Origin of the sequence: Leisingera sp. M527 (assembly GCF_025141525.1) — a bacterium.
GTDB lineage: Bacteria > Pseudomonadota > Alphaproteobacteria > Rhodobacterales > Rhodobacteraceae > Leisingera.
Genome location: NZ_CP081037.1, coordinates 2,095,370 through 2,120,380 on the forward strand (window position 1 = coordinate 2,095,370; position 25,011 = coordinate 2,120,380).

22 protein-coding genes and 1 pseudogene are annotated in these 25,011 nt (G+C 60.5%); 13 read left to right on the forward strand and 10 right to left on the reverse strand.

Annotated features, from left to right (window positions below):
* Nucleotides 1-9: 9 nt before the first annotated feature.
* From K3555_RS10450 to pyrH, 4 genes are all read right to left on the reverse strand, one after another.
* Complete coding sequence (locus tag K3555_RS10450) at nt 10-786, reverse strand: phosphatidate cytidylyltransferase (protein ID WP_260008422.1); 777 nt, start codon at nt 784-786, stop codon at nt 10-12.
* The gene (locus K3555_RS10455; RefSeq protein WP_129370700.1) at nt 783-1,541 is read right to left on the reverse strand and encodes an isoprenyl transferase; all 759 of its coding nucleotides are present in this window, start codon (nt 1,539-1,541) and stop codon (nt 783-785) included. The genes K3555_RS10450 and K3555_RS10455 overlap by 4 nt, the downstream gene beginning before the upstream one ends.
* Before the next feature lie 8 nt (nt 1,542-1,549).
* Nucleotides 1,550-2,113, reverse strand: a complete 564-nt coding sequence (gene frr, locus K3555_RS10460) for a ribosome recycling factor (RefSeq protein ID WP_129370698.1) — start codon at nt 2,111-2,113, stop codon at nt 1,550-1,552.
* 264 nt (nt 2,114-2,377) lie between these two features.
* Entirely contained in the window at nt 2,378-3,127 is a 750-nt protein-coding gene (gene pyrH / locus K3555_RS10465) for a UMP kinase (protein WP_129370696.1), read from the reverse strand.
* A 129-nt stretch (nt 3,128-3,256) separates the two neighbouring features.
* Here pyrH and miaA point away from each other — a divergent pair, with 129 nt between their 5' ends.
* The 6 genes from miaA (at nt 3,257) to K3555_RS10495 (ending at nt 11,626) form a co-directional block, all read left to right on the forward strand.
* Nucleotides 3,257-4,117, forward strand: coding sequence for a tRNA (adenosine(37)-N6)-dimethylallyltransferase MiaA (miaA, locus tag K3555_RS10470; protein WP_259999326.1), 861 nt, complete (start codon nt 3,257-3,259; stop codon nt 4,115-4,117).
* A 140-nt stretch (nt 4,118-4,257) separates the two neighbouring features.
* Complete coding sequence (locus tag K3555_RS10475; protein WP_260008424.1) at nt 4,258-5,070, forward strand: AraC family transcriptional regulator; 813 nt, start codon at nt 4,258-4,260, stop codon at nt 5,068-5,070.
* A 300-nt stretch (nt 5,071-5,370) separates the two neighbouring features.
* Complete coding sequence (locus tag K3555_RS10480; RefSeq protein ID WP_260008426.1) at nt 5,371-7,035, forward strand: ABC transporter substrate-binding protein; 1,665 nt, start codon at nt 5,371-5,373, stop codon at nt 7,033-7,035.
* 122 nt (nt 7,036-7,157) lie between these two features.
* On the forward strand, nt 7,158-8,210 hold the full coding sequence (locus K3555_RS10485; RefSeq protein WP_259984658.1) for an ABC transporter permease: 1,053 nt from the start codon (nt 7,158-7,160) through the stop codon (nt 8,208-8,210).
* A gap of 15 nt (nt 8,211-8,225) precedes the next feature.
* A complete protein-coding gene (locus K3555_RS10490) occupies nt 8,226-9,440 on the forward strand; it encodes an ABC transporter permease (RefSeq protein ID WP_259984660.1) in 1,215 nt (404 codons plus the stop codon).
* Between the two features lie 95 nt (nt 9,441-9,535).
* Nucleotides 9,536-11,626, forward strand: a complete 2,091-nt coding sequence (locus tag K3555_RS10495) for an ABC transporter ATP-binding protein (protein WP_259999332.1) — start codon at nt 9,536-9,538, stop codon at nt 11,624-11,626.
* Nucleotides 11,627-11,747: 121 nt separating this feature from the next.
* Here the strand turns inward: K3555_RS10495 and K3555_RS10500 are convergent, their stop codons facing one another.
* The 3 genes from K3555_RS10500 to K3555_RS10510 form a co-directional block, all read right to left on the reverse strand.
* Nucleotides 11,748-13,211 carry a sulfotransferase gene (locus tag K3555_RS10500; protein WP_260008427.1) on the reverse strand — a complete coding sequence of 488 codons (1,464 nt, stop codon included), beginning with the start codon at nt 13,209-13,211 and terminating at the stop codon, nt 11,748-11,750.
* Between the two features lie 70 nt (nt 13,212-13,281).
* Nucleotides 13,282-13,656, reverse strand: a complete 375-nt coding sequence (locus K3555_RS10505; RefSeq protein WP_259999336.1) for a hypothetical protein — start codon at nt 13,654-13,656, stop codon at nt 13,282-13,284.
* A 117-nt stretch (nt 13,657-13,773) separates the two neighbouring features.
* Nucleotides 13,774-14,358 (reverse strand): lytic transglycosylase domain-containing protein, encoded by a 585-nt coding sequence (locus K3555_RS10510; protein WP_259999338.1) that lies wholly within the window; start codon nt 14,356-14,358, stop codon nt 13,774-13,776.
* Between the two features lie 233 nt (nt 14,359-14,591).
* On the opposite strand from K3555_RS10510, the gene ssb reads away from it, so the two are divergent.
* The 3 genes and pseudogenes from ssb to K3555_RS24970 all read left to right on the forward strand — a co-directional run bounded on the left by ssb (nt 14,592) and on the right by K3555_RS24970 (nt 15,944).
* The gene (gene ssb, locus K3555_RS10515; protein ID WP_259999340.1) at nt 14,592-15,125 is read left to right on the forward strand and encodes a single-stranded DNA-binding protein; all 534 of its coding nucleotides are present in this window, start codon (nt 14,592-14,594) and stop codon (nt 15,123-15,125) included.
* 299 nt (nt 15,126-15,424) lie between these two features.
* A pseudogene (locus K3555_RS10520) lies at nt 15,425-15,541 on the forward strand (IS3 family transposase); the annotation flags it as partial.
* A gap of 160 nt (nt 15,542-15,701) precedes the next feature.
* Complete coding sequence (locus tag K3555_RS24970) at nt 15,702-15,944, forward strand: transposase (protein WP_409201685.1); 243 nt, start codon at nt 15,702-15,704, stop codon at nt 15,942-15,944.
* Between the two features lie 415 nt (nt 15,945-16,359).
* Here the strand turns inward: K3555_RS24970 and K3555_RS10525 are convergent, their stop codons facing one another.
* The 3 genes from K3555_RS10525 to K3555_RS10535 all read right to left on the reverse strand — a co-directional run bounded on the left by K3555_RS10525 (nt 16,360) and on the right by K3555_RS10535 (nt 19,517).
* The gene (locus K3555_RS10525) at nt 16,360-17,763 is read right to left on the reverse strand and encodes a TRAP transporter large permease (protein WP_259984672.1); all 1,404 of its coding nucleotides are present in this window, start codon (nt 17,761-17,763) and stop codon (nt 16,360-16,362) included.
* A gap of 5 nt (nt 17,764-17,768) precedes the next feature.
* Nucleotides 17,769-18,419 carry a TRAP transporter small permease subunit gene (locus tag K3555_RS10530; protein ID WP_129370679.1) on the reverse strand — a complete coding sequence of 217 codons (651 nt, stop codon included), beginning with the start codon at nt 18,417-18,419 and terminating at the stop codon, nt 17,769-17,771.
* Between the two features lie 81 nt (nt 18,420-18,500).
* On the reverse strand, nt 18,501-19,517 hold the full coding sequence (locus K3555_RS10535; protein ID WP_260008428.1) for a C4-dicarboxylate TRAP transporter substrate-binding protein: 1,017 nt from the start codon (nt 19,515-19,517) through the stop codon (nt 18,501-18,503).
* A 490-nt stretch (nt 19,518-20,007) separates the two neighbouring features.
* On the opposite strand from K3555_RS10535, the gene acs reads away from it, so the two are divergent.
* The 4 genes from acs to K3555_RS10555 all read left to right on the forward strand — a co-directional run bounded on the left by acs (nt 20,008) and on the right by K3555_RS10555 (nt 24,922).
* Nucleotides 20,008-21,969, forward strand: coding sequence for an acetate--CoA ligase (acs, locus tag K3555_RS10540; RefSeq protein ID WP_260008430.1), 1,962 nt, complete (start codon nt 20,008-20,010; stop codon nt 21,967-21,969).
* Between the two features lie 7 nt (nt 21,970-21,976).
* On the forward strand, nt 21,977-22,663 hold the full coding sequence (locus tag K3555_RS10545) for an adenylate kinase (protein ID WP_259999349.1): 687 nt from the start codon (nt 21,977-21,979) through the stop codon (nt 22,661-22,663).
* Between the two features lie 188 nt (nt 22,664-22,851).
* Nucleotides 22,852-23,136, forward strand: coding sequence for a DUF4212 domain-containing protein (locus K3555_RS10550; protein ID WP_129370675.1), 285 nt, complete (start codon nt 22,852-22,854; stop codon nt 23,134-23,136).
* 1 nt (nt 23,137) lies between these two features.
* Nucleotides 23,138-24,922, forward strand: coding sequence for a sodium:solute symporter family protein (locus K3555_RS10555; RefSeq protein WP_260008431.1), 1,785 nt, complete (start codon nt 23,138-23,140; stop codon nt 24,920-24,922).
* The last annotated feature ends 89 nt before the right edge of the window (nt 24,923-25,011 follow it).

Genomic DNA, 25,011 nt, shown 5'->3' on the forward strand with positions numbered 1-25,011 from the left:
CCTGTCTGGTTATCCCCAGAGGGCGGTCACGGCCAGGAACATCGCCGCAGCCCCCAGCATCCCGTCGAACCGGTCGAACAGCCCGCCATGGCCGGGAATCAACCCGCTGGAATCCTTGACGCCCATCTTCCGCTTCAGTGCGCTTTCGGCCACGTCGCCCGCCTGGCTGGCCATCGACAGCAGCACCGACAGCACCACAATGCCATAGCCCAGACCCATCTGCCCGGCAAAACCCGCGCCCACGACAGCAGCTGCCAGCCAGCCAGCCGCTGTGCCGCTCCAGGTTTTCTTGGGGCTGACACGCGGCCAGAACTTTGGCCCGCCGATTGCCTTGCCGGCAAAATAGCCCGCGATATCAGTTGCCACCACAATGCCGATCAGCCACAGCATCCAAGCCACACCCATCTGGCCGCGCAGCCAGATAAAGCCGAAACCCGCCAGCAGAACCCACAAGGCAAAGCCGGTGAAATACTGCCGCCGTTCGCTGATCTGGCTGAACCCTGCCGCCACAGGGGCCGCCAAGACCGGCAGCACCCAAAGCACCGGCAGGAACGACGCCAGCAGTACGGCAACGGCAGAGATTGCACCAAGCTGCAGCGCAGTGCCGCTGCGCGCAGGCTGAAGCATCCGCACCAGTTCCCACACCATGCCGCCGCTGCACAGCGCAATCATCACATCAAACACCAGCCCGCCGGCCCACACGGCATATCCGCCCGCGGCCACCATCACCAGCGCAGACAAGGCCCGCGGCAGCAGGTCCGCCCAGCGGCCCTTGGCGGCACTCATGTTTTGACGGCCCCGAACCGGCGGTCGCGGCTGCCATAGCTGTTGCAAAGCCTCGCCAGCTCCTCACCGGAGAAATCCGGCCACAGCGTGTCGATGAACTCATACTCCGCATAGGCCGATTGCCACAGCAGAAAGTTCGAGATCCGCGCCTCGCCGCTGGTGCGGATCACCAGATCCGGATCCGGCAGCACATGGGTGTCCAGATACCGCGGCAGAGTTTCTTCATCGACTTTGGCGGGATCAAGCCGGCCATCCGCCACATCCTGCGCCAGCCGCTTGGTGGCACGGGCAACCTCGTCACGGCCACCGTAATTCAGCGCGATGGTCAGCTGGGTGCCGTCGTTGCCTTCGGTCTTCTGTTCCAGCTTGTCCATCAGGTCGATCAGCTTGGCATCCAGCCGAACCCGGTCGCCGATAAAGCGCACCCGGACATCTTTTTCGGCCAAAGCGTTCATTTCCTTGGAAATGTAACGCCGGAACAGGCTCATCAGGCCTGCGACCTCGGTCTGGGTGCGTTTCCAGTTCTCGGTCGAAAAGGCAAAGATAGTCAGGTATTTCACGCCCAAACTTGGGCAGCACTCGACAACTTCACGCACCCGGCGCGCGCCGGCATGGTGGCCGAACAGCCGCGGCCGCCCGCGGGCCTGCGCCCAGCGGCCATTGCCGTCCATGATGATGGCCACATGGCGCGGGCCGGAACGGACCGCCGGAGACTCTCCGGCGGCGCTCAATTGCGGATTTGCATCTCCTGGCATACTGCCGGTCAGACCTGCATGATTTCGGCTTGCTTGGTCTCAAGCGCCTCATCCACGGCCTTGATCATCTTGTCGGTCAGCTCCTGCACTTCGGCTTCCCAGAACTTCTGATCGTCTTCCGACATGCCGTCGGCCTTGGCCTTCTTGATCTGGTCCATGCCGTCGCGGCGCACGTTGCGGATCGAAACCCGGCCATGTTCGGCATACTGCCCGGCAACTTTGGTCAGCTCGCGGCGGCGTTCCTCGTTCAGTTCCGGAATCGGCAGCATGATGATGGTGCCATTAAGCTGCGGGTTGATCCCCAGCCCGGATTCGCGGATTGCCTTTTCGACCTTGCCGACCAGGCCCTTGTCCCAGACGTTGATGGTGACCATGCGCGGTTCCGGCACGTTCACGGTGCCGACCTGGTTGATCGGCGTCATCGAGCCATAGGCATCCACCATCACCGGCTCCAGCATCGAGCCAGAGGCCCGGCCGGTGCGCAAGGACGCGAATTCGGTCCGCAGGTTGGCCATGGCACCGTCCATACGGCGCTTCAGGTCGTCGGTATCCAGTTCAAAATCATCAGACATTCTGCTCTCTCCCCTTATCTGAGGCGGTCTTCCCTTGGCTCATAAGCCATTGGAAGGCTGATGTATAGCGATGTCGGCCAGGATTTGCCGCCGCCGGGATTGCATATTGCCCCTTGCCGGTCTCCCCTGTCATCCAGGAAATTTAGTCTGCATTCCGGTGATTTCACGGAATTGCCCTGCCTCGCCAAGGGATCCGCCCCGGCCAGACACAAAAAAACGCGGGCTGCAATGGGCCCGCGTCTTTCCTCAACCCCTGATCAGGGCTTAGCCGTGAACCTTGGTATAGGTGCCTTTGCCGGCCAGGATGCCGCGGAAGCCGCCCGGCTCATCCAGCGGGAACACGATCAACGGCAGATTGTTGTCACGTGCCAGCGCAATGGCCGAGGCATCCATCACCTTCAGCCGTTTGGCAAAGACTTCGTCATAGCTGATCTCGTCATAACGGACGGCATCGGCATGTTCCTTGGGGTCTTTGTCATAGACGCCATCAACCCCGTTCTTACCCATGAAGATTGCCTCACAGGCCATTTCATTGGCCCGCAGGGTGGCGGCAGTATCGGTGGTGAAATACGGGTTGCCGGTGCCCGCCGCAAAGATGCAAACCCGCTTTTTCTCCAGGTGGCGCACGGCGCGGCGGCGGATATAGGGTTCGGCCACCTCATCCATGCGGATCGCCGAGATCACCCGGGTGAAAACCCCCAGTTCTTCCAGCGCCGACTGCATGCCAAGCGCATTCATCACGGTTGCCAGCATCCCCATGTAATCGGCGGTGGTCCGTTCCATGCCCTGGGCGGACCCGGACAGACCGCGGAAGATGTTGCCGCCGCCGATCACCATGCAAATCTCGACGCCCATCTCCTGCACCGATTTCACTTCGCGGGCGATGCGCTGCACGGTCGGCGGATGCAGGCCGAACCCCTGATCGCCCATCAATGCCTCGCCCGAAATTTTCAGCATGACGCGTTTATAGGCGGCGGCCGGATGCAGCTCCGGCTTGTCTTGCGGTTGAGGCATGTTGCGCTCCAGAAGATGTGAGGGTTAGTTTGCGCGCAAAATGAAGCAAATCGCCGCCGGTTTCAATCCGCGCAGCGCGCTTTCCGCACAGTTTTGCGGAACTGGACTTAAGAGACGGAACACGCCTGAATGAACCTGCCTGACATCAACCCGGATCTGCCTGTGCTGATTGCCGGCCCCACCGCTTCGGGAAAGTCCGCGCTGGCGCTGGAGATTGCCGCGCGGCAGGGCGGCATCATCGTCAATGCCGATGCCAGCCAGGTCTATGATTGCTGGCGGGTGATCACCGCCCGCCCCTCGGCTGAGGAAGAAGCGCAGGCGCCCCACGCGCTCTACGGGCACCTGCCCTATGATGCGGATTATTCCGCCGGCCATTGGCTGCGCGAGGTGCTGGAGCTGCTGAAAGGGCCTGAACGGGTGATCATCACCGGCGGTACTGGCCTTTACTTCACCGCCCTGACCGAAGGCATGGCGGACATTCCTGCCACCCCGCCCGAGGTCCGCGCCAAGGGCGACAGCTTGCCCCTTGAGGCGCTGCTGGCAGAGCTGGACCCCAAGACCGCCTCCCGCATCGATCTGCAGAACCGGGCCAGGGTGCAGCGCGCCTGGGAAGTGCTGAAGGCCACCGGCCGCCCGCTGGCCGGCTGGCAGGATGACACCCCCGCCCCGGCGCTGCCGCTGTCCGGCTGTACCGCACTGGTGCTGAACTCAGAGAAATCCTGGCTGGAGGCCCGCATCCGCAAACGCTTTGGCCAGATGCTGGATCAAGGCGCCATGGCTGAGATCGGCGCGATGCAGGACCGCTATGACCCCGCCCTGCCCTCCTGCAAGGCGATCGGCGTTCCGGAATTGATGGCTTATGGCCAGGGCCGGATTTCGCTGACCGAGGCAGAAGAACGCGCGGCCATCGCCACCCGGCGGTTTGCCAAGCGTCAGCGCAGCTGGTTCCGCGCCCGCATGAAAGACTGGCAGCAGGTGGCCCTGGCCTGACCGCCGCTGCGCGGACAACCAGCAGGCACAAACCCTAAAAATTTAGGCGTTTTCGGTGCCAGCCGGCGAAAACTTGCCAGAATCAGGGATTCATGCCCTGTTGCAGCAGATCGTATTTGTTCCTGCGCCTAAGATATCTGATGCCATTTGATCCGACCCTGTCCGGCGACATTCACGCCGCCCCCTTGTCCAGGCTTGCCCCAGACGGCGCCTGGCAGACCGGGTTGGCGCATACCCGCCGCGAACACCTGCTGATCTGGATCACCCGCGGACAGGGGCGCATCTGTGTCAATGGCGCACAGCGCGGCTTTGGCCCCTACAGCGCCATCTTCCTTCCGGCCGGCACGCTGTGGTCCGCCGAATTCACCCGCCAGTGCCTGGGGCAGGTTCTGTCGGTATCCGGCCCGCTGCCGCTGCCATTTCCGGAAACGCCGGTCCAGAAGCGGTTCGCCAGTCTTCAGGACCAGGCCAGGCTGACCGCCCTGTTCGAAGCCATCAGCCGCGAGCAGAACGCGCAGGAGCTGCTCTGGCACCGCTCCGTTCAGGCACATTGCGAACTGGCCGCCATTGCATTGCACCGGCAACCGGAGCCCGCCGGACGGGCTGCCCGGCAGACCGCAGCGCAGCGCCTGTGCCAGGCCTACTGCCTCCGCATCGCCGAACTGCCCGGCACCCAGGCCGCCATGGCCGATCACGCGGCCGCGCTGAAGGTCACGCCAACCCACCTGACGCGGGTCTGCAAGGCCGAGACCGGCAAGACCGCCGCAGCCCTGCTGACTGAGCGCCAGCTGCACGCCGCGCGCACGCTGCTGATCAGCTCTGAGCTGCCCATCCGCGACATCGCTGCTCATCTGGGGTTTGGCAGCGCCGCTTACTTTACCCGCTTCATCTCCCAGCACGCCGGTCAAACCCCCAGCGCAGTGCGCAAAGCCGCCCGCAAGAAGTCACAATAGTTTGATCCGCTTGCAGATTCTTGCATGTTTTCCAGCAAGTGCGGAATTCACCCCGGTTACTGGGCAGTTTTGAACAGTATTCAGTAGCATACCGTTTCAATTCGGGAAAACGACACCCCGAATGTCGTAATTTTACCTTCAAACGCCGAAACTGTGCATTGACGAAACGGCATATCTCTGCCCGAATACAGCCATGGGGAAACTTTAATCCAAAACGCTAAACAAAAACGCCCGGCACACCGCCGGGCCAAAATCCGTTTCGCAAGACAAATGACCAAACGGGATAACAGGGAGACCTAAATGACCAACGACACAATCAACGGAGCACCGGTACACTGGGCCGCCAAGATGCACGCCGGAGAAGTGCTGGATGGCAAGCTCGACCGCCGCGAGTTCCTGACCCGCGCCACCGCGCTTGGTGTGACCGCAACGGCTGCCTATGGCATGATCGGCATGGCCGCACCGGTACAGGCTGCTGAAGAGAAAAAGCAAGGCGGAACCCTGCGTATCCAGACCGAAGTCCGCCCGCTGAAGGACCCGCGCACATTTGACTGGTCGCAGATGGCCAACAAGACCCGCGGCACCATCGAATATCTGGTTGAATACAACAATGACGGCTCCTTTACCGGCATGCTGCTGGAAAGCTGGGAAGTCAACGAGGACGCAACCGTCTACACGCTGAACGTCCGCAAAGGCGTCAAGTGGAACAACGGCGACGACTTCACCGCCGAAGACGTGGCCCGCAACATTGCAGGCTGGTGCGACAAGTCGCTGGAAGGCAACTCGATGGCCGGCCGTTTTGCGACCCTGATCGACGCAGACTCCGGCCAGGCGATTGAAGGCGGCATCGAAGTGGTCGACAGCCACACCGTGAAGCTGAACCTGCCGAACTCCGACATTTCGCTGATCGCGGGCATGTCGGATTACCCGGCGGCGATTGTTCACGCGTCCTTCCAGACCAATGATTTCCTGTCCAACGTCGGCACCGGCCCTTTCCTGCTGACCGAACTGGAAGTGGGCGTGAAATCGACCCTGGAACGCAACGACAACCACACCTGGTGGGGCGAAGCGATTTACGGCAAGCCCGCTTTGGACCGTATCGAATACGTCGATTTCGGTACCGACCCGTCGTCCTGGCTGGCCGCGCTGGAATCCGACGAAGTCGACATGCTTTATGAATCGGTTGGTGAATTCATCGACGTGATGGACGGTCTCGGCTACAAGAAATCCGAAGTTGTCACCATGTCTTCGATTGTGATCCGCACCAACCAGCTGGCAGAAATCGACGGCAAGAAGCCCTATGCTGACAAACGCGTCCGCCAGGCGATCCAGATGGCTGTCGACAACTCCGTCTGTCTTGAACTGGGCTATGGCGGCCGCGGCGAGCCAGCCGAAAACCACCATGTCGGTCCGATCCATCCGGAATATGCCGAACTGCCGCAGCAGAAGGTTGATCCGGCGGGCGCCAAGGCGCTGATGGAAGAAGCCGGCATGATGGATTTCGAGCATGAAATCCTGTCGATTGACGACGACTGGCGCCGGAACACCACCGATGCCGTGGCCGCACAGCTGCGCGACGCAGGCTTCAAGGTTAAGCGGACCGTTTTGCCCGGCTCGACCTTTTGGAACGACTGGGTGAAGTACCCATTCTCCTCGACCAACTGGAACCACCGCCCGCTGGGTGTGCAAATCTGGGCCCTGGCCTATAAGTCCGGCGAAGCCTGGAACGAATTCGGTTGGGAAAACGCTGAGTTCGACGCCCTGCTGGCAGAAGCTCTGTCGATCGCCGACGCCGACAAGCGCCGCGAGGTCTCGGCCAAGGGCCAGGCGCTGATCCAGGAAGAAGGCGTTACCATCCAGCCTTACTGGCGTTCGATCTACCGCCACACGCGCGAGGGCGTTGTCGGCGCGGATATGCACGTCGCCTTCGAGCACCATCATTACAAATGGGGCTGGGCTGCATAAGCAAAGCCCTAACAGGCTCCCGGCACCCGCACCGCCCCGGATGGGGCGGTGCTTTCCAGCTAAGATGATAAGAGACCCGCACCTGCAGCCGGGTCCGATCCGCCAGACTGACAGGGGACCCCATGGGACTTTTCATTCTCCGACGTTCAGGCGTGATGCTGCTGACGGCCTTGTGCCTGACGTTCATCGTGTTCTTCCTGACGAACCTTTACCCGAACCTTGAGAAACTCGCCAAGACCCAGGGCAACTTCCGCATGTCGGACGAAGCCGTGGCCAGTTGGCTGGACTCCAACGGCTATGGCGGCTCCATGGTCTCAAAATACGGCCAATGGCTGGGCGTGCTGCCCGGCTGGACCCAAGAAACCGAAGAGGGTTTCAAAGGCCGGTGCATGACTGGCACCGTTTCAGCCGAAGTGGCCGCCGAAGCCTCAACCTTTTGCGGTATTCTGCAGGGTGACTGGGGCTATTCGACCCGTTTTAAAGACGAAGTTTCCTCCATAGTGGCAGTGCGTTTGGGCAATACCGGCCGCCTGATGTTCTGGGTGCTGGTCCTGATGATCCCATCGGCACTGATCATCGGTGTCCTGGCGGGGATGCGCGAAGGATCGGTGACGGACCGAAGCCTGTCGACGGCCTCAATCCTGACGACGGCAACGCCGGAATACGTGTCCGGGGTGATCTTTATCGCTGTCTTCACATCTTCCACCGTCGGTCTGAAATGGTTCAAGGGCACCGCCACCTCGGCGATGGATAATCCGAATTTCGAAAACTTCTTCCTGCCGGTGCTGACCATCGCGCTATACGGCATGGGCTACATCGCCCGGATGACCCGCGCCTCGATGACCGAGGTGATGACTGCGCAGTATATCCGCACCGCCCGCCTTAAGGGTGTGAGTTTTCACAACATCGTTCTGAAGCACGCGCTGCGAAATGCACTGATTGCGCCTTTCACCGTCATCATGCTGCAGTTCCCCTGGTTGCTGAACGGCGTGGTGATTGTCGAAACCCTGTTCAACTACAAGGGCTTCGGCTGGATCCTGGTGGAAGCCGCAGGCAATAACGACATCGAACTGCTGCTGGCCGTCTCTGTGGTCTCAGTTGTCGTGGTTCTTGTGACACAGCTGATCTCGGACATTGGCTATGTGTACCTGAACCCGCGTATCCGGATCTCTTAAGGAAGGCAGCAGAGAATGGAACCTCTTAGCGCAATTGAAATTGCAGGGCGTATTATCTACCAGCTGTCTCCGGTTTGGATTTCCCTGGTGATCCTCTACGCTTTCTCGATCGGCTTCAAACGGCGGCTTGGCCTTTACGGCAAGCTGTTTGACAGCCCCATCGGCATGATCGGCTTTGGCCTGGTGATGTTCTGGGTGTTCACCGGCGTCTACGGCGCCATGGACATGATCATCACCCATGACCCGCTGGCACAGCTTTCCGGCATGAAGAACAAGGTGCCTGGCACGCCGCTGCGCAGCCCTGAAGAAGGTCAGTATGAATGGTATCTGCTGGGCGGTGACAACCTGGCCCGGGATGTCTTCAGCCGTCTGGTCAAGGGCGCCTGGGAAGTCATCAAGATTGCCCCGATGGCCGCGGTCTTTGCCTTTATGGTGGGGATCACTCTGGGCCTGCCCGCGGGCTATTACGGCGGCCGCCTGGACACGATTCTGTCGTTTGCAGCCAACCTGATCCTGGCCTTCCCGGTGATCCTGCTGTTCTACCTGCTGGTGACCCCGGAAATCGTCGCCACCGGTGTTCCGAACTATATGGCCATCGTGCTGTTTGTGTTCCCGATCATCTTTGTCGGGGTGCTGCTGAACTCGCGCTACTACACCCGGCCCAAACTGCGCAACTGGCTGCTGCCGGTTGTGCTGGGGACCATCATCTGGTTCTATCTGCAGCTGGTCTCCAACGGCGGTTACCTGATCAAAACACCGGAATACGCGATCTGGGGCCTGCCCCGGGCGATGGATATGTTCGACATTCCCGGCGGTATCCTGGTGGTGTTTGTCTCGGTGGTCTTCGTCAACTCGCCCACAGTGTACCGTATCGTGCGCGGCCTGACGCTGGACATCAAAACCCGCGACTATGTAGCCGCAGCGCAAACCCGCGGCGAAGGGCCCTGGTACATCATGCTGTGGGAGATCCTGCCCAACGCCCGCGGTCCGCTGATCGTCGATTTCTGCCTGCGCATCGGTTATACCACCATCCTTTTGGGCACCCTGGGTTTCTTTGGCCTTGGCCTGCCGCCGGAAAGCCCGGACTGGGGATCGACCATCAATGACGGGCGCAAGCTGCTGTCGATCTACCTGCACCCGGCGCTGCCGCCTGCCTTTGCGCTGCTGACGCTAGTTCTTGGTCTGAACCTGCTGGCGGACGGGTTGCGCGAAGAAAGCCTGAAGGACTGATCCGGCTGGGGGACCGGCCCACCCGGTCCCCCGGAGAATTGGAGCCAGATGAAGGGGTCCTTTTCCCCTCCCGCTCCAACAGGGAGAATAAGAAAATGAGCAAAATAGAAGAATACGACGGCCCGATCCTTGAGATTGACAAGCTGTCGATCTCCTTCTTCACCCGCCTGCGCGAAATTCCTGCGGTGATGGACTTTTCCGTAGCCGTGCAACCGGGTGAGGCTGTCGGGTTGGTCGGCGAGTCCGGCTGCGGCAAATCCACTGTGGCGCTTGGCGTCATGCAGGACCTGGGCAAGAACGGCCGCGTTGTCGGCGGAACTATCAAGTTCAAGGGCCGCGACCTGGCCGAGATGAGCGCCGAAGAGCTGCGCGACATCCGCGGAAATGAGATCGCGATGATCTATCAGGAGCCGATGGCCTCGCTGAACCCGGCGATGAAAATCGGCAAGCAGCTGATGGAAGTGCCGATGATCCACGAGGGCGTCAGCGAGAAGGAAGCTTATAACCGGGCGATGGAAGTGGTGACCGACGTGCGCCTGCCCGACCCGGAGCGGATGCTGAACTCCTTCCCGCACCAGCTGTCGGGCGGCCAGCAGCAGCGGATCGTGATTGCGATGGCGCTGATGTCGAAACCGTCGCTGCTGATCCTGGATGAACCCACCACCGCGCTCGACGTGACGGTTGAGGCCGCCGTGGTTGAGCTGGTGAAGGATCTGGGTAAGAAATACGGCACCTCGATGCTGTTCATCTCACACAACCTCGGCCTGGTGCTGGAAACCTGTGACCGCCTGTGTGTGATGTATTCTGGCGAAGCGGTTGAGCGCGGCTCGATCGCGGATGTGTTTGATGAAATGCAGCATCCCTATACCCAGGCGCTGTTCCGCTCAATCCCGCTGCCGGGCGCCGACAAGAACTCGCGCCCGCTGGTGGCCATTCCCGGCAACTTCCCCCTGCCCCACGAACGCCCCAACGGCTGCAACTTCGGGCCGCGCTGCGACTATTTCGAACAAGGCCGCTGCGATCAGGATATGATTATCCCGATGTCGCCGGTGCATGGCAACGACCGCCATGAAACCCGCTGTCTGAAGTTCCAGGAAATCGACTGGAACGCCCCGATTACCTTGGCTGAGACGAAGGAAAAAACCGCGCCTGGCAAGGTTGTTCTCAAGATGGAAAACCTCAAGAAATATTATGAGGTCGCAGCCAACGCCCTGTTCGGCGGCGGCGAGAAGAAGGTGGTGAAAGCCAACGAAACGCTCAGCTTCGAGGCACGCGAGTCTGAGACATTGGCCATCGTCGGTGAATCCGGCTGCGGCAAGTCCACCTTTGCCAAAGTGCTGATGGGCCTGGAAACCGCCACCGAAGGCCAAATCCTGCTGGACAATCAGAACATCGAACAGATCCCGATTGAGGAGCGCGACACCAGGACTGTCTCGGACGTGCAAATGGTGTTCCAGAACCCCTTCGACACGCTGAACCCGTCAATGTCGGTCGGCCGCCAGATCATACGGGCGCTGGAAATCTTCGGCATCGGCAACTCTGAAGCCGAGCGCAAAAAGCGGATGCTGGAGCTTTTGGACCTGGTAAAGCTGCCCCGCGCTTTTGCCGACCGGATGCCGCGGCAACTGTCAGGCGGCCAGAAACAGCGCGTGGGCATCGCCCGCGCCTTTGCCGGCGGTGCACGTATTGTGGTGGCGGACGAACCCGTCTCGGCGTTGGATGTGTCGGTGCAGGCGGCGGTGACCGACCTCTTGATGGAGATCCAGCGCAAGGAGAAAACCACGCTGCTGTTCATCTCCCACGATTTGTCGATCGTGCGCTACCTCAGCGACCGGGTGATGGTGATGTATCTCGGCCATGTGGTGGAACTGGGCGACACCGATCAGGTGTTCTCGCCGCCCTACCACCCCTACACCGAGGCGCTGTTGTCGGCGGTGCCGATTGCCGACACCTCAATCGTGAAAGAGCACATCGTGCTGGAGGGCGACATCCCTTCGGCGATGAACCCGCCGCCGGGCTGCCCGTTCCAGACCCGTTGCCGCTGGAAGTCCGAAGTTCCAGGGGGCCTGTGCGATAAGGAAGTGCCGCCTGTGCGCCAGTTGGAAGACGGCCATCAGATCAAATGCCACCTTAGCGACGAGGTGCTGGAGCGCATGACACCGGTGATCAAGGTTGCGGCGGAGTAAGACGCGAGAGCCTCAGCAAGTGTCTTCATCCACAGCCTAAAAAAGCCGGGGTCGAATACCCCGGCTTTTTTAGCTTCTGAGCTCCGCTGATAGAATTCAACCAGTGACTGGTTGATTCAGCTCATATAACAGGACCAGTTTCAAAGCGGCCAGTCAAAGCCGCGTTTTTGTCCCAGCGCTCCCAGTTTTCGATCCACTCCTGCCCGCCCAGTGCCTCAACAAGCGGTTGCAACTGCTTTTCAAAAGGTTTCCATTTGTTCAGGCCCTTAATGTTGATTTTCTCTCGTACTTGTAGAAGCGATGCGGTATTCACAACGCTCTTATTGCCTTCTGGTGCAAGGCAGGCATCTTCCCAGTCCAGCCCGCATTGCTGGAGCAAAACCGGGATTTGGTTCTCGGGATCAGTGACAAGCGCCTCATAGGATTGGACCCGCATCTGCGTCCCAAGCTTGGACTGGTAGTCCAAGGCCGAGCGGTACACCTCGCGTGTCATGCAGCCAAGCCAGTCCAACCTGCAAGTGAATGCCATGACCTCCTGGAAGCAAATCGAGAAATTCGATAGCCCTACATCCAGCGGGTGCCGCGACAAGAAAACAAACTTGCAGCCTGGCAGGAGAACCTGAGCCAAGGCCATGTCCCGGCAATTCATGGGCATTTTGTCGATCAATACCGGGCCCTTGTTCTGCCCGTTCAGAGCCAACTGAAAGTACATCTTGCGAAAAACTTCAATCTCCTGCTCCTCTAAGCTGCCGGCCCAGGACCAAACATCTGTGCCTCTTCCGACCTCGGCCGTATACTTGCGAACCTCCCGCAATGTCCGGGACAGTGCCTTGCTTTCGCCAATTGTTTCAACGGCAGAATGCCGTTGCAGGATTGCCTCTGCCCACGTTGTGCCCGATCTCGGCATGCCGCACACAAATATCACTTTGGGACCGGCTGGATCGCTCGTTTCCGACAGTGCAGGTTTGAACTGTTGGATTTGACCGTCGATGGCACTTTGCAGTGCTTCGGAATGGAACCGGGCGCCCAGTGATGCCTTCGAGCGTGCAAAACAGTTGAAGGCCACTGAATACTTGCCGTGACGCTTTTCAATCAACCCAATGGTGTTGTGGACCAGAGCCTGATCCATCGGTGGCAGAGTTTTTTCCTGCGCAAGTTTCTTGAGGCGCTTGTACTTCTGGCCATTTCGCGAAAACGGCTCCAGGCCGTTCAGAGCCGACAACGCCCGGATCAGATAGGGGTCCAGTTTCAAAGCCGTTTTAAAGTTACCGGCAGCAGCTTCGATGTTGCCCGCGGTTTGCTGCATTGCCGCCAGCTTTGCCCAACCTGCAGCCACATCGGGCCATTGCTTCACCATCACTTGGATCAGCGACAATGCCGTTTGCACGTCGCCTAGCTGGTAATAGCTCATCGCGGTACGATCGAGCGTTTTGATGTCAGGCAACCCCGCCTTGACACGCGGTATCAATACAGCAAGCGCCTGCTTGTAGTGCCCCTCCGCCAGAAAACTGTCAACGCGCTCAAGCCATGGTTCAGCCCGCATCTCCACCTCAGATCCGGGAGGTTTGCGCACATGTTGGTTCATCAGCCGCTCCTTGGTTCTGGCTTCAGCATGAACCTAAGGGAAAGTCGGTAAAGGAGCTGTAAACAACCTGTCAGCTCAGCAGCAGCACCACGATCATCAGCAGGTTCATCGACGCAAACTGCATCAGCCGCGGGGCCTCTTTCCCTTTGGCCGCAGCCAACAGGGCAGCCGTTACCGAAGCGGCCAGGCCAGCCAGCGCCAAGCCGCCGCCGATTGCACCCGCAAGGCCGGTTTCCGGGCCCCAAGGAGATCCGGCCAAAGACATGCCCTTGAGGCCGGTGCCGATCAGAATGCCAACAATGGCACCTGCCAGGCTCAGCACAGCACTGCGCGGCTGCCGGGGCAGACGGCTGGCCAGGACACTGTCGATCATCTGCCGCGTCGGAACCGCGCTCGGCTGCCAGTCAATCCGGTTGATCCGCTCATCAAAGCTGTTGGTATACAAGCTATTCCCTCCAGAACTTGAGGGCAGATTCATAAAAATTTAAGGCAAATGCGTGACGCTATCACGGAGTTAACGGGGCATTAAGGGAACTTACCCACAGGTTAATAAAACGGCGCGTCAGCTGCCCCAGATCTTCTTCACGTAGTTCTGGGTTTCCTTATAGGGCGGCACCCCGCCGTATTTCTTCACCGCGTCCGGACCAGCATTATAGGCTGCCAGCGCCAGCCGCCAGGACCCGAATTTGCGGAACTGCCGCGCCAGATACCGCGCGCCGCCCTCCAGGTTCTGCTGCGGCACCGCAGGGTTGACCCCCAGCGCCCGTGCAGTTGCAGGCATCAGCTGTGCCAGGCCCAACGCGCCTTTGTGCGATTTGGCGTTCGGGTTCCAATTGCTCTCCTGCTGCACCAAGCGCAGGAACAGATCTTCGGGCACACCGTGCTGGCGCGCCGCGTCCCGCGCCAGCTGCAGATACTGGCCGCGGTACTTGCCGCTATAGGGCAGCGTGCCCGCGGCTGAAGGGATCTGATAGGTCTTGGGCTGCAGCCGGGTTGAGTTCTTGTACTGGGTCGCCGCACGGCCATCCAGCACCCTGGTGTGGGCGGAAAACAAATCCCGCCGGTTCTTGGTGCTCAATACATCGGCGGCGGCAGGCTGCCCTGCCCCGACCATGGCAATCACCAACCCCGCAACGGCTTTGCGCATTTCCGCTGTCCCAACACTGTCCCACTTTGCGCAAATATAACCAATGCAGAAGAAATTTAAAGCAACACCGGCGCAATCCGTCATCATTGCAGCGCAAACTCCTGCAAAATCATCCCCAGAGAGCTGCTTTCCTCACCTTGCACAGGTCTGTACTGTGCCAATCAAGCAGCCCGGACGGATTCGCGCCGGACCGGTGCTGGACAGGACATTCAGGAAAAAAAGGACGGAACCCTATGGCCGGCTCTCTTAATAAAGTCATGCTCATCGGCAATCTGGGCCGCGACCCGGAGGTGCGCAGCTTCCAGAACGGCGGCAAGGTGTGCAACCTGCGCATTGCCACCTCGGAAAACTGGAAGGACCGCAACACCGGTGAACGCCGCGAGCGGACCGAGTGGCACTCTGTGGCCATCTTCAGCGAAGGTCTTGTGCGCGTTGCAGAGCAGTATCTGCGCAAAGGCTCCAAGGTCTATATCGAAGGCCAGCTGCAGACCCGAAAATGGCAGGACCAAAGCGGCCAGGACCGGTATTCGACCGAAATCGTCCTGCAAGGCTTCGGCTCCACCCTGACCATGCTTGACGGCCGCGGTGAAGGCGGCGGCGGCCAAGACGGTGGTGGCGGCGGCGGTTATGGCGGCGGCAGCCAGGGCGGCGGTTACGGCGGCGGTTATGACAGCGGCCAGCAAGGCGGCAGCGGCGGTGCTGGTGGCGGCGGCAATTTCGGCGGCGGCGCGTCCCATAACATCGATGACGACGAAATCCCGTTCTAACGGGCTATGCTCTCGGCATGTGAAGTCTCTCCGTTTTAGAAAAAAAGCAAAGGGTTGGCATTTGCCAGCCCTTTCACGTTACGACACCGCTGTTTCGTATTTCCCTTTTCAAGGAGATGTGAACAATCACCATGACGATCCGCAATTTGACCTGAGCACTGGATCAACCATTCCTTTGCTTGTCGCACCAGATGGCAAGCTATTGATCGCGCCAACAGTCTACATCGCTGCCTCCGTGGACCTGCAGCGGTTTGATGCCGCTCCTTTGACAGCATTTTTTGCAACAAAGGAGACGAACTCTGGGTCTGAAACGGACGGACGAATTCCGCCAGGATGCGGTGCCTTTTGCACTGGCCAGCGGGCTGCCGCGCAGGCAGGTAGCTGATGATCCGGGTGTTGGTATGCCGACGCTGAACATTGAGTATATGCAGCACCATTGGTTCGAGCGTGCATCCAGCATGAGATCGGGAAAGCACAGCAGTCGGGGCCCCGGCAAGGCACAAGATCACGGACTTGCCGTCCTGCAATGAAACATTGAGGCAGCGGAAACCGTTATAGACCTGGTTTGATGGAGACATGATCCGGGTCCCGCCACCGTCCGGAAACCGGCGCCAGCAGCATTTCAGCGACGCCGCAACTCAGACTTGTCAAACCTTGAAGGTGCTGGCCGGCCTGCCGTGGCGGCACTCCATAAGATTCGTGGTAAGTTTGCCGCGGATGGCCGGACTGGACTGGCAGGTGCCCGGCTTCAGCACGCTGTGCAGCCGCCAAAGGACGCTGAAAGTGAGCCTGCCATGTCATGGCGGAACCAGTCCCTGAGCCTTCTGCCCCTTCTCGGGCCTTGCTGCGCAATACCTTGTGAAACAACGCATAACACCGGATCAGGACATCGGGCGGGTTAAGATCATAAAGAGACTCAACGGAATGGCCGGGACGCCTCAAGGTGTCTCGGCGCAAATTTTCGTGCGGACAAAAGTGTTGCATCTTCAGGCGAGTAAAGCACGACTGCACAATCAGGCAGAGATGATTTCCAGGAGAATGCGACACGCCAGTTCAATTCCTGAAAACTACACGAATTCAAAAAGATACACTCAACCGCACGGATCCGCTACCGAGACCGGCAACTGTCGGTCTGCCTGGTGCAAGGGCGCAAAATCACTCATGCCGCGCCATATGGGCCTTGCGCCGCCGCCTGCCAAGCCGATCTGTATCGGTGCGTCCTGAGCGCCCGTCCTTACCCCGCCAAGGACGGCAGGTAGAGCACAATTCCCGGAAAGGCGACCAGCAGCGCAATTGTCACGGCGTCGGCAATGAAAAACGGGGTCACACCCTTGAACACATCCTGTACGCTCAGATCATCGCGCACACCGGCCACCACAAAGCAGTTGAGGCCAATCGGCGGGGTGATCAGGCAGAATTCGGCCATCTTTACCACCAGGATGCCGAACCAGATCGCGCACATGGTGCCGCTCATGCCGAATGCGCTGTCTGCGGCCGCCACACTCTCGCCGCCGTTCAGCGCCATCACCGCCGGGTAGACCACCGGCAGCGTCAGCAGCAGCATCCCGATTGCATCCATGAACATGCCCAGAACCGCATAGGCCAGCAGGATGCAGATCAGGATCACCATCGGCGGCATTTCCAGCGCGGTGATCCAGTCCGAAAACGCCCCCGGCAGATCGGCAAAGCCAAGGAAGCGCACATAGATCAGCACGCCCCAGATGATGGTGAAGATCATCACCGTCAGCTTGGCTGTCTCCAGCAGTGCCGATTTCAGCTCGGCCCATTTCATGCCGTTGACCAGCGCCATGCAGAACACCACAAAGGCCCCCAGCGCGCCGCCCTCGGTTGGCGTGCCCCAGGCGTCGCCGCCAAAGGGGTTGTAGACAAAGCAGATGATGATCACGACGACAAAGATGATCGGCAGCGCGCCGGGCAGCGATTGAAACCGCTGCCGCCAGGTAAAGCCGCGCACCGGCGGGCCGACGTTTTTGAACACCAATGCAATGCCGACGATCAGCGCCACATAGACAATTGCGCTGAAGGCACCGGGGATGAAGCCTGCCAGCAGCAGCTTTCCCACGTCCTGCTCGACGATAATGGCATAGATCACCAGAATGGCCGAGGGCGGGATCAGCGACGCCAGCGTGCCCGCCGCCGCAACAACCCCTGCCGCAAATTGCTTGTTATAGCCGATTGCCAGCATTTCGGGGATGGCGATGCGGGCAAAGACGGCTGATGTGGCGACGGATGCTCCCGATACCGCGGCAAACCCTGCGGTGGCAAACACGGTGGACACCGCCAGCCCGCCCGGCAGCCAGGCGATCCAGCGTTTGGCTGCCTCGAACAAGGCGCTCGTCAGCCCCGCATAATAGGCCAGATAGCCGATCAGTATGAAGGTGGGGATCAGCGACAGCGCCTGTGATGACACTTTGGAGTGCGGAACTTGGCCTGCGATCTTTACCGAGACCGTCAGAGCCTTGCCAAACCGCGCCGGGTCATAGCCGAACTTGGCCCAGAAGATCCAGGTCAGGCCGATAAGGCCCGCAAGACCGGCGGCAAAGGCCACCCGCATCCCCAGCACAACCATCGCCAGCAGGCCGCCCGTGACCCACAGGCCGATTTCAATGGGTTCCATCTGCCTTACCCCTGCCCGCTGCCATTGGTGTCATGGCCTGCCAATTGATCTGCCTCTGCCGCCGCTTGTTCCGCAGCACTTAGCACCAGCGGCACCGCCACGGGCGTTTCCAGCCCCAGGACCAGCGCCCTGCCATAGCCCCAGATCTGCAGTATCAGCCGCAGCCCCAGAACCGCAAAGGCCACCGGCGCCAGCAATTTCGCAGGCCAGATCGGAATGCCGATGTCGATGGAGCTGTCGCGGCTCCACCAGGGGGCGGCAAAATCAAAGGAACGCAGAAAATGCGACCAGCTGCCCCAGACCAAGGCCAGGATCAGCAGCAGGATCAGCAGGACCGAGATCAGCTCAAACAGCCACATGGCCCGGCCCCGCAGGGCACCGACAACAATGTCCATGCGGATGTGGCCGCCGTCGCGCTGCACATAGGCAATGCCCATAAAGGCAATCAGCGGCATGATCTGTTCAATCCAATCCACATAGCCGGGCAGCGGCGCGTTCATCGCATTGCGTCCGCCAACCGAGACCACCGCCAGGATCATCAGGGAGAACACCGCGATGCCGCTCAAAAGCGCCAGCAGGCGCTCCGCTTTCACTAACCGCTGGTCCAGCCTGCTGATCAGGCTGCCATCCTCCAGCACTGCTGCGCTGCCTGCCATGCCCGCCCCCGTCTTTTTGTGTCATCAAAGGCAAAAGGGGCCGGACCTGAGCAGCCCGGCCCCTTTTGTGTTGCGTCAGGGTCAGCTGCCCGAACGGTGATCGCTGAGGGTCTTTTGCACCAGATCATAAAGCTCTTGCGCCGGAAGGCCCTGCGCGCTCATGTCCTCGATCCATTGGGCGCGGATCGGGTCGGCGGCCACTTTGCGGAACTCGGCCAGCTGGTCGTCGGAGATGGTGACTTTCTCGACGCCCTTCTCGGCCAGCACGCCGTCCCATTTCTCCAGCAGTGCCCCGTAGTTGGCAAGATAGTGGCCGATCGCCTCCTCGACCGAGCTGTCGAGCGCTTCGCGTTCAGCGTCGCTGAGGGCGTCATAGGCATCGGTGTTGACCACCACCGGACAGTTCACGGTGCCGGGGTTCAGGTTTGCGGTCCACCAGTCAGCACGGTTAATGGTGCCAAAGGCCAGATGCGCGTGCTGGGCAAAGGCGACAGTGTCCACAACGCCGGATTCCATCGCATTGTAAGCTTCGGTTGCGGTGACCGAGGTCGGCACCGCGCCAACAGCCGAGAACGCCTTGCCGATGCCGCCGGTGGCGCGCACCCGCATATCCTTGAACTCTGCCAGCTCATCACGCGGTTCGCCGGTGCCGACGATATTGTACTGCGGCATCGGCGAGGTCATCAGCAGCTTAGCATTCCAGCGCGCCAGATCCGCCTGCACCGCCGGATGCGCGTATACCGCATTGGCCACGGCCACTTCTTCGTCCAGCGTGTTCACGCCCAGAAACGGCAGTTCCAGAACGGTGATCGAGGGGTTCTTGTCACGGTGGTAGCCGGCACAGAACTGCGCCATCTCAAACGCGCCGATAGAGATCCCGTCAAGGTTCTCCTTGTTCTTGCTGAGCCCGCCATAGCTGATGTTCAAGGTGAACTCGCCGCCGGTCTTTTCACTGACCAGCTCAGCCAGTTTTTCCACATGTTCGGTGAACGCCCGGCGTTTGCCCCACAGGGACACGTTCCACTCGGTGGCCGCAGCCTCGCCTGCCATTGCAATGCCCGCGGTTGCCGCCACAGCGGCGGTCAGAATTCTGTTCATGATGTAACTCTCCCGAATTGCGCCCTTTTCGATCCGGCATCGGGCCGGCGCGGTGCGCTTGACGGTCAGGCTAGCGGCACAGATACGCTCTGCCAAGCCCCCCGGAGGGAAAGGTGACGCAGCGACTCGCGCTGCCCGCAGAGCACTGGTTCCGCCGCACCGGCACAATATGCCGCAGGTGCAAAGGCGCCGGAAGCTGCGGCAGTACGCCGCTGCCAAGCCGATAACGGGGATAGAAGCCGTAAACGGCCAATGGTGGAATTTACAGAAAAGCCTATGAAAACATGCGGTGGTATGCGTTTGCATGCGCTATCATTTACAAGAACCTCTGAAAACTTGAAATTCGTTTACAGATAAACTCTTTGATATCGGTGTTTTATTCACAAATTTTCAATCTGCGGTATTATCTAGCCCCAGGAGGAAACGGTTTGACAGCCACGGCACAGCGTTGTCGTTTGTCTTGCCAATAAAATTTCTGGGAGGAAATCGAATGAACGCGTTGCACGCAGACGCTGTCTATCCGCCGTCCGACGAAACCGTTGCCCGGGCGCATGTGACTGCCGCCAAGTATCAAGAGATGTATGACGCCTCGCTAACTGACCCGGACGGGTTCTGGGGCGAACAGGGCAAGCGCATCGACTGGATCAAGCCTTTCACCCAGGTGAAAGATGTGAACTACAGCTTCGGCAACGTCTCGATCAACTGGTACGCCGACGGCACCCTGAACGTTTCTGCCAACTGTATCGACCGCCATCTGGAAACCCGCGGCGACCAGACCGCGATCATCTGGGAACCGGACAGCCCCGAAGAAGCGGCGCAGCATATCTCCTATAAGGAGCTGCACCGCCGCACCTGCCGGATGGCCAACATCCTGGAATCGATGGGCGTGCGCAAAGGCGACCGGGTGGTGATCTACCTGCCGATGATCCCCGAAGCAGCCTATGCGATGCTGGCCTGCGCCCGGATCGGCGCCATTCATTCGATTGTCTTTGCCGGTTTCTCCCCCGACGCACTGGCGGCCCGGATCAATGGCTGCGACGCCAAGGTTGTGATCACCGCCGACGAGGCGCCGCGCGGCGGCCGCAAGACGGCACTGAAATCCAACGCCGACGCCGCGCTGCTGCACACCAAGGACACGGTGAAATGCCTGGTGGTCAAACGCACCGGCGGTCAGACCACCTGGGTTGACGGGCGTGACTTCGACTACAATGAAATGGCACTGGAAGCAGAGGATTACTGCGCCCCCGCCGAGATGAACGCCGAAGATCCGCTGTTCATCCTCTACACCTCCGGCTCCACCGGCCAGCCCAAGGGCGTTGTGCATACTTCCGGCGGCTATCTGGCCTATGCCGCGATGACCCATGAGATCACATTCGATTACCACGATGGCGATGTCTACTGGTGCACCGCGGATGTGGGCTGGGTCACCGGCCACAGCTATATCGTCTATGGGCCGCTCGCGAATGGCGCCACCACGCTGATGTTCGAGGGCGTGCCGACCTACCCCGATGCCTCCCGCTTCTGGCAGGTCTGTGAAAAGCATAAAGTCAACCAGTTCTACACCGCCCCCACCGCCCTGCGGGCACTGATGGGCCAGGGCAACGAATGGGTTGAGAAATGCGATCTGAGCGATCTCAAGGTGCTGGGCACCGTGGGCGAGCCGATCAACCCGGAAGCCTGGAACTGGTACAATGAGGTTGTCGGCAAGGGCAAATGCCCGATCGTCGACACTTGGTGGCAGACTGAGACCGGCGGCCATCTGATGACGCCGCTGCCGGGTGCCCATGCGATGAAGCCAGGTGCCGCGATGAAGCCCTTCTTCGGCATTCAGCCGGTGGTTCTGGACCCGGCCAGCGGTGTCGAGATCACCGGCAACGGCGTTGAAGGCGTGCTGTGCATCAAAGACAGCTGGCCGGGCCAGATGCGCACCGTCTGGGGCGACCATGAACGGTTCGAGAAGACGTATTTCTCGGACTACAAGGGCTATTATTTCACCGGCGACGGCTGCCGCCGCGACGAGGACGGCGATTACTGGATCACTGGCCGCGTCGATGACGTGATCAACGTCTCCGGCCACCGCATGGGCACGGCTGAGGTCGAAAGCGCGCTGGTGGCCCATGCCGCGGTGGCGGAGGCCGCCGTGGTCGGATACCCGCATGAGATCAAGGGCCAGGGCATCTATTGCTATGTGACCCTGATGAACGACCGCGAACCCTCGGATGAGCTGGTAAAGGAGCTGCGCACCTGGGTCCGGACCGAGATCGGGCCGATTGCCTCGCCGGATGTCATTCAATGGGCACCGGGCCTGCCGAAAACCCGTTCCGGCAAGATCATGCGCCGCATCCTGCGCAAGATTGCCGAGAATGACTTTGGCAGCCTGGGTGACACCTCGACCCTCGCCGATCCGTCGGTGGTCGAAGACCTGATCCAAAACCGTGCGAACAAGGGGTGATTGACCAATGAATATGGCAGTATTGACCCGTCCCGCCGTTCTGATCCTGCTAGGCCCTCCGGGGGCCGGCAAGGGAACCCAGGCGCGGATGCTTGAGGAAAAATTCGGCTATGTGCAGCTGTCGACCGGCGACCTGCTGCGCGAAGCCGTTGCCGCGGGCACCCCGGCAGGCCTGGCCGCCAAGGCCGTGATGGAAGCAGGCCAGCTGGTCAGCGACGAGATTGTGATCAACATCCTGCGCGACCGTCTGACAGAACCTGATTGCACCAAGGGCGTTATCCTTGACGGCTTCCCCCGCACCACCGTGCAGGCTGCCGCACTGGACGAGCTGCTGGCGGAAACCCAGCAAAAGATCAACGCCGCGATCAGCCTTGAGGTGGACGACGCCGCCATGGTGACACGGATCTCGGGCCGCTACACTTGCGGCGGCTGCGGCGAGGGCTACCACGACAGCTTCAAGCAGCCCGCCGAGGCCGGGAAATGCGACAAATGCGGCAGCACAGAGATGAAACGCCGCGCCGACGACAACGCGGAAACCGTTGCCAGCCGGCTGGAGGCCTATCACGCGCAGACCGCGCCGCTGATTGACTACTACGGCGGCAAGGACGTGCTGCAGACAACAAATGCCATGGGCGATATCGCGGATATTGCCCGGGACATGGCGGCCATCGTGACCACGGCCACCGGCCAATAACCAAGAAACGGGGCCTGCCCTGACCCGGCAGGACCCCGTCCCCGGACATTTGAATACCCGAAGGCACCGCCTTGGCGGACCAGAGGAGTCATGCCTGCACGCCGTGACCACGGCCGCAGGCAAACGGAGAGAGTCTGCCCGGCGCCGCGTGCGCAAAGCAGCTCAGGAGGAAGAAGGAGGAGCCGCTCATGGCGGACCAAACCACAAATGCGGCAAAAACCGCCGAGGCCGATAAAGGCTATTGGGCGGCGAACGTGCGCATCATTCTTGTCAGCCTGGTGATCTGGGCTGTTGTTTCATTCGGCTTTGGCATTCTGCTGCGCCCTGCCCTGTCGGGCATCAGCGTCGGCGGCGCCGATCTTGGCTTCTGGTTCGCCCAGCAAGGTTCGATCCTGGTGTTTCTGGGGCTGATCTTTTTCTACGCGTTCCGGATGAACAAGCTGGACCGCGAATACGGCGTGGAGGAAGAATAAGATGGACCAGTTTACCATCAACCTGCTGTTTGTGGGCGCGTCCTTTGCGCTTTACATCGGCATCGCGATCTGGGCCCGCGCGGGCTCCACATCTGAATTCTATGCCGCCGGCCGGGGTGTTCACCCCGTCACCAACGGCATGGCCACCGCGGCTGACTGGATGTCGGCGGCGTCGTTCATCTCGATGGCGGGCCTCATTGCTTTCACCGGCTATGACAACTCCACCTTCCTGATGGGCTGGACCGGCGGCTATGTGCTGCTGGCGCTGCTGCTTGCCCCCTACCTGCGCAAGTTCGGCAAGTTCACCGTGTCCGAATTCATCGGTGACCGGTTCTACTCGCCGACCGCGCGCATCGTTGCGGTGATCTGCCTGATCGTCGCCTCGACCACTTACGTGATCGGCCAGATGACCGGCGTCGGCGTCGCCTTTGGCCGCTTCCTGGAGGTTTCCAACACCACCGGCCTGCTGATCGGCGCCTGTGTTGTGTTCGCCTACGCCGTGTTCGGCGGCATGAAAGGCGTGACCTATACTCAGGTGGCGCAGTATTGCGTGCTGATCATGGCCTATACCATTCCGGCCATCTTCATCTCGCTGCAGCTGACCGGCAATCCGGTTCCGGCACTGGGCCTGTTCGGCGATCATGCTGCATCCGGTGAACCGCTGCTGGCCAAGCTGGACGCCATTGTCCGCGAGCTGGGCTTTAATGAGTACACCGCGCATCATTCCGACACCTTTAACATGGTACTGTTTACGCTCTCGCTGATGATCGGCACCGCGGGCCTGCCCCATGTGATCATGCGCTTCTTCACAGTCCCCAAAGTGGCTGATGCCCGCTGGTCGGCCGGCTGGGCGCTGGTGTTCATCGCGCTTCTGTACCTGACCGCTCCGGCAGTTGGCGCCATGGCGCGTCTCAACATCACCGAAATGATGTGGCCCAATGGCGGCATCGAAGGCGGTGCCGTGACCGTGCAGCAGATCGAAAACGATCCGCAGTACGACTGGATGGCCACCTGGCAGAAAACCGGCCTGCTGGCCTGGGAAGACAAGAACGGCGACGGTGCGATCCAGTACTACAACGACAAATCCGAAGACCTGCAGGCAACTGCCGCGGCAAACGGCTGGGCCGGCAATGAGCTGACCAAGTTCAACCGCGACATCCTGGTTCTGGCCAACCCGGAAATCGCCAACCTTCCCAGCTGGGTGATCGGCCTGGTTGCTGCCGGCGGTCTTGCCGCTGCGCTGTCAACCGCGGCGGGCCTGCTGCTGGCGATCTCCTCGGCGGTGTCCCACGACCTGATCAAAGGCTCGATCAATCCGAACATCTCGGAAAAGAATGAGCTGCTATCGGCCCGTATCGCCATGGGTGTGGCCATCGCGGTGGCCACCTATCTGGGCCTCAACCCTCCGGGCTTTGCCGCGCAGACCGTGGCGCTGGCGTTCGGCCTCGCAGCTGCCTCAATCTTCCCGGCGCTGATGATGGGCATCTTCACTAAGGTGAACAACAAGGGCGCCGTGGCCGGCATGCTGGCAGGTCTGGGTGTGACCCTGGTCTACATCTTCCTGCACAAAGGCTGGCTGTTCATCCCGGACACCAACTCCTTCACCGACGCAGACCCGCTGCTGGGCACCATCAAATCCACCTCCTTTGGTGCGGTTGGCGCGATGGTGAACTTTGCAGTCGCCTTCATCGTCTCAAAATCGACCGCGGCCATCCCCGCCGAGATCGAAGAGCTGGTGGAAAGCGTCCGCATCCCGCGCGGTGCCGGAGTTGCGCAGGACCACTGAACCTCCCCTGGGCGGGCTGCCCTGCGGCCCGCCTTTTTCCTCATGGTCCCGTCCGGTTCTTACTGGCGGGGCCATTTTTTTCCTGATTT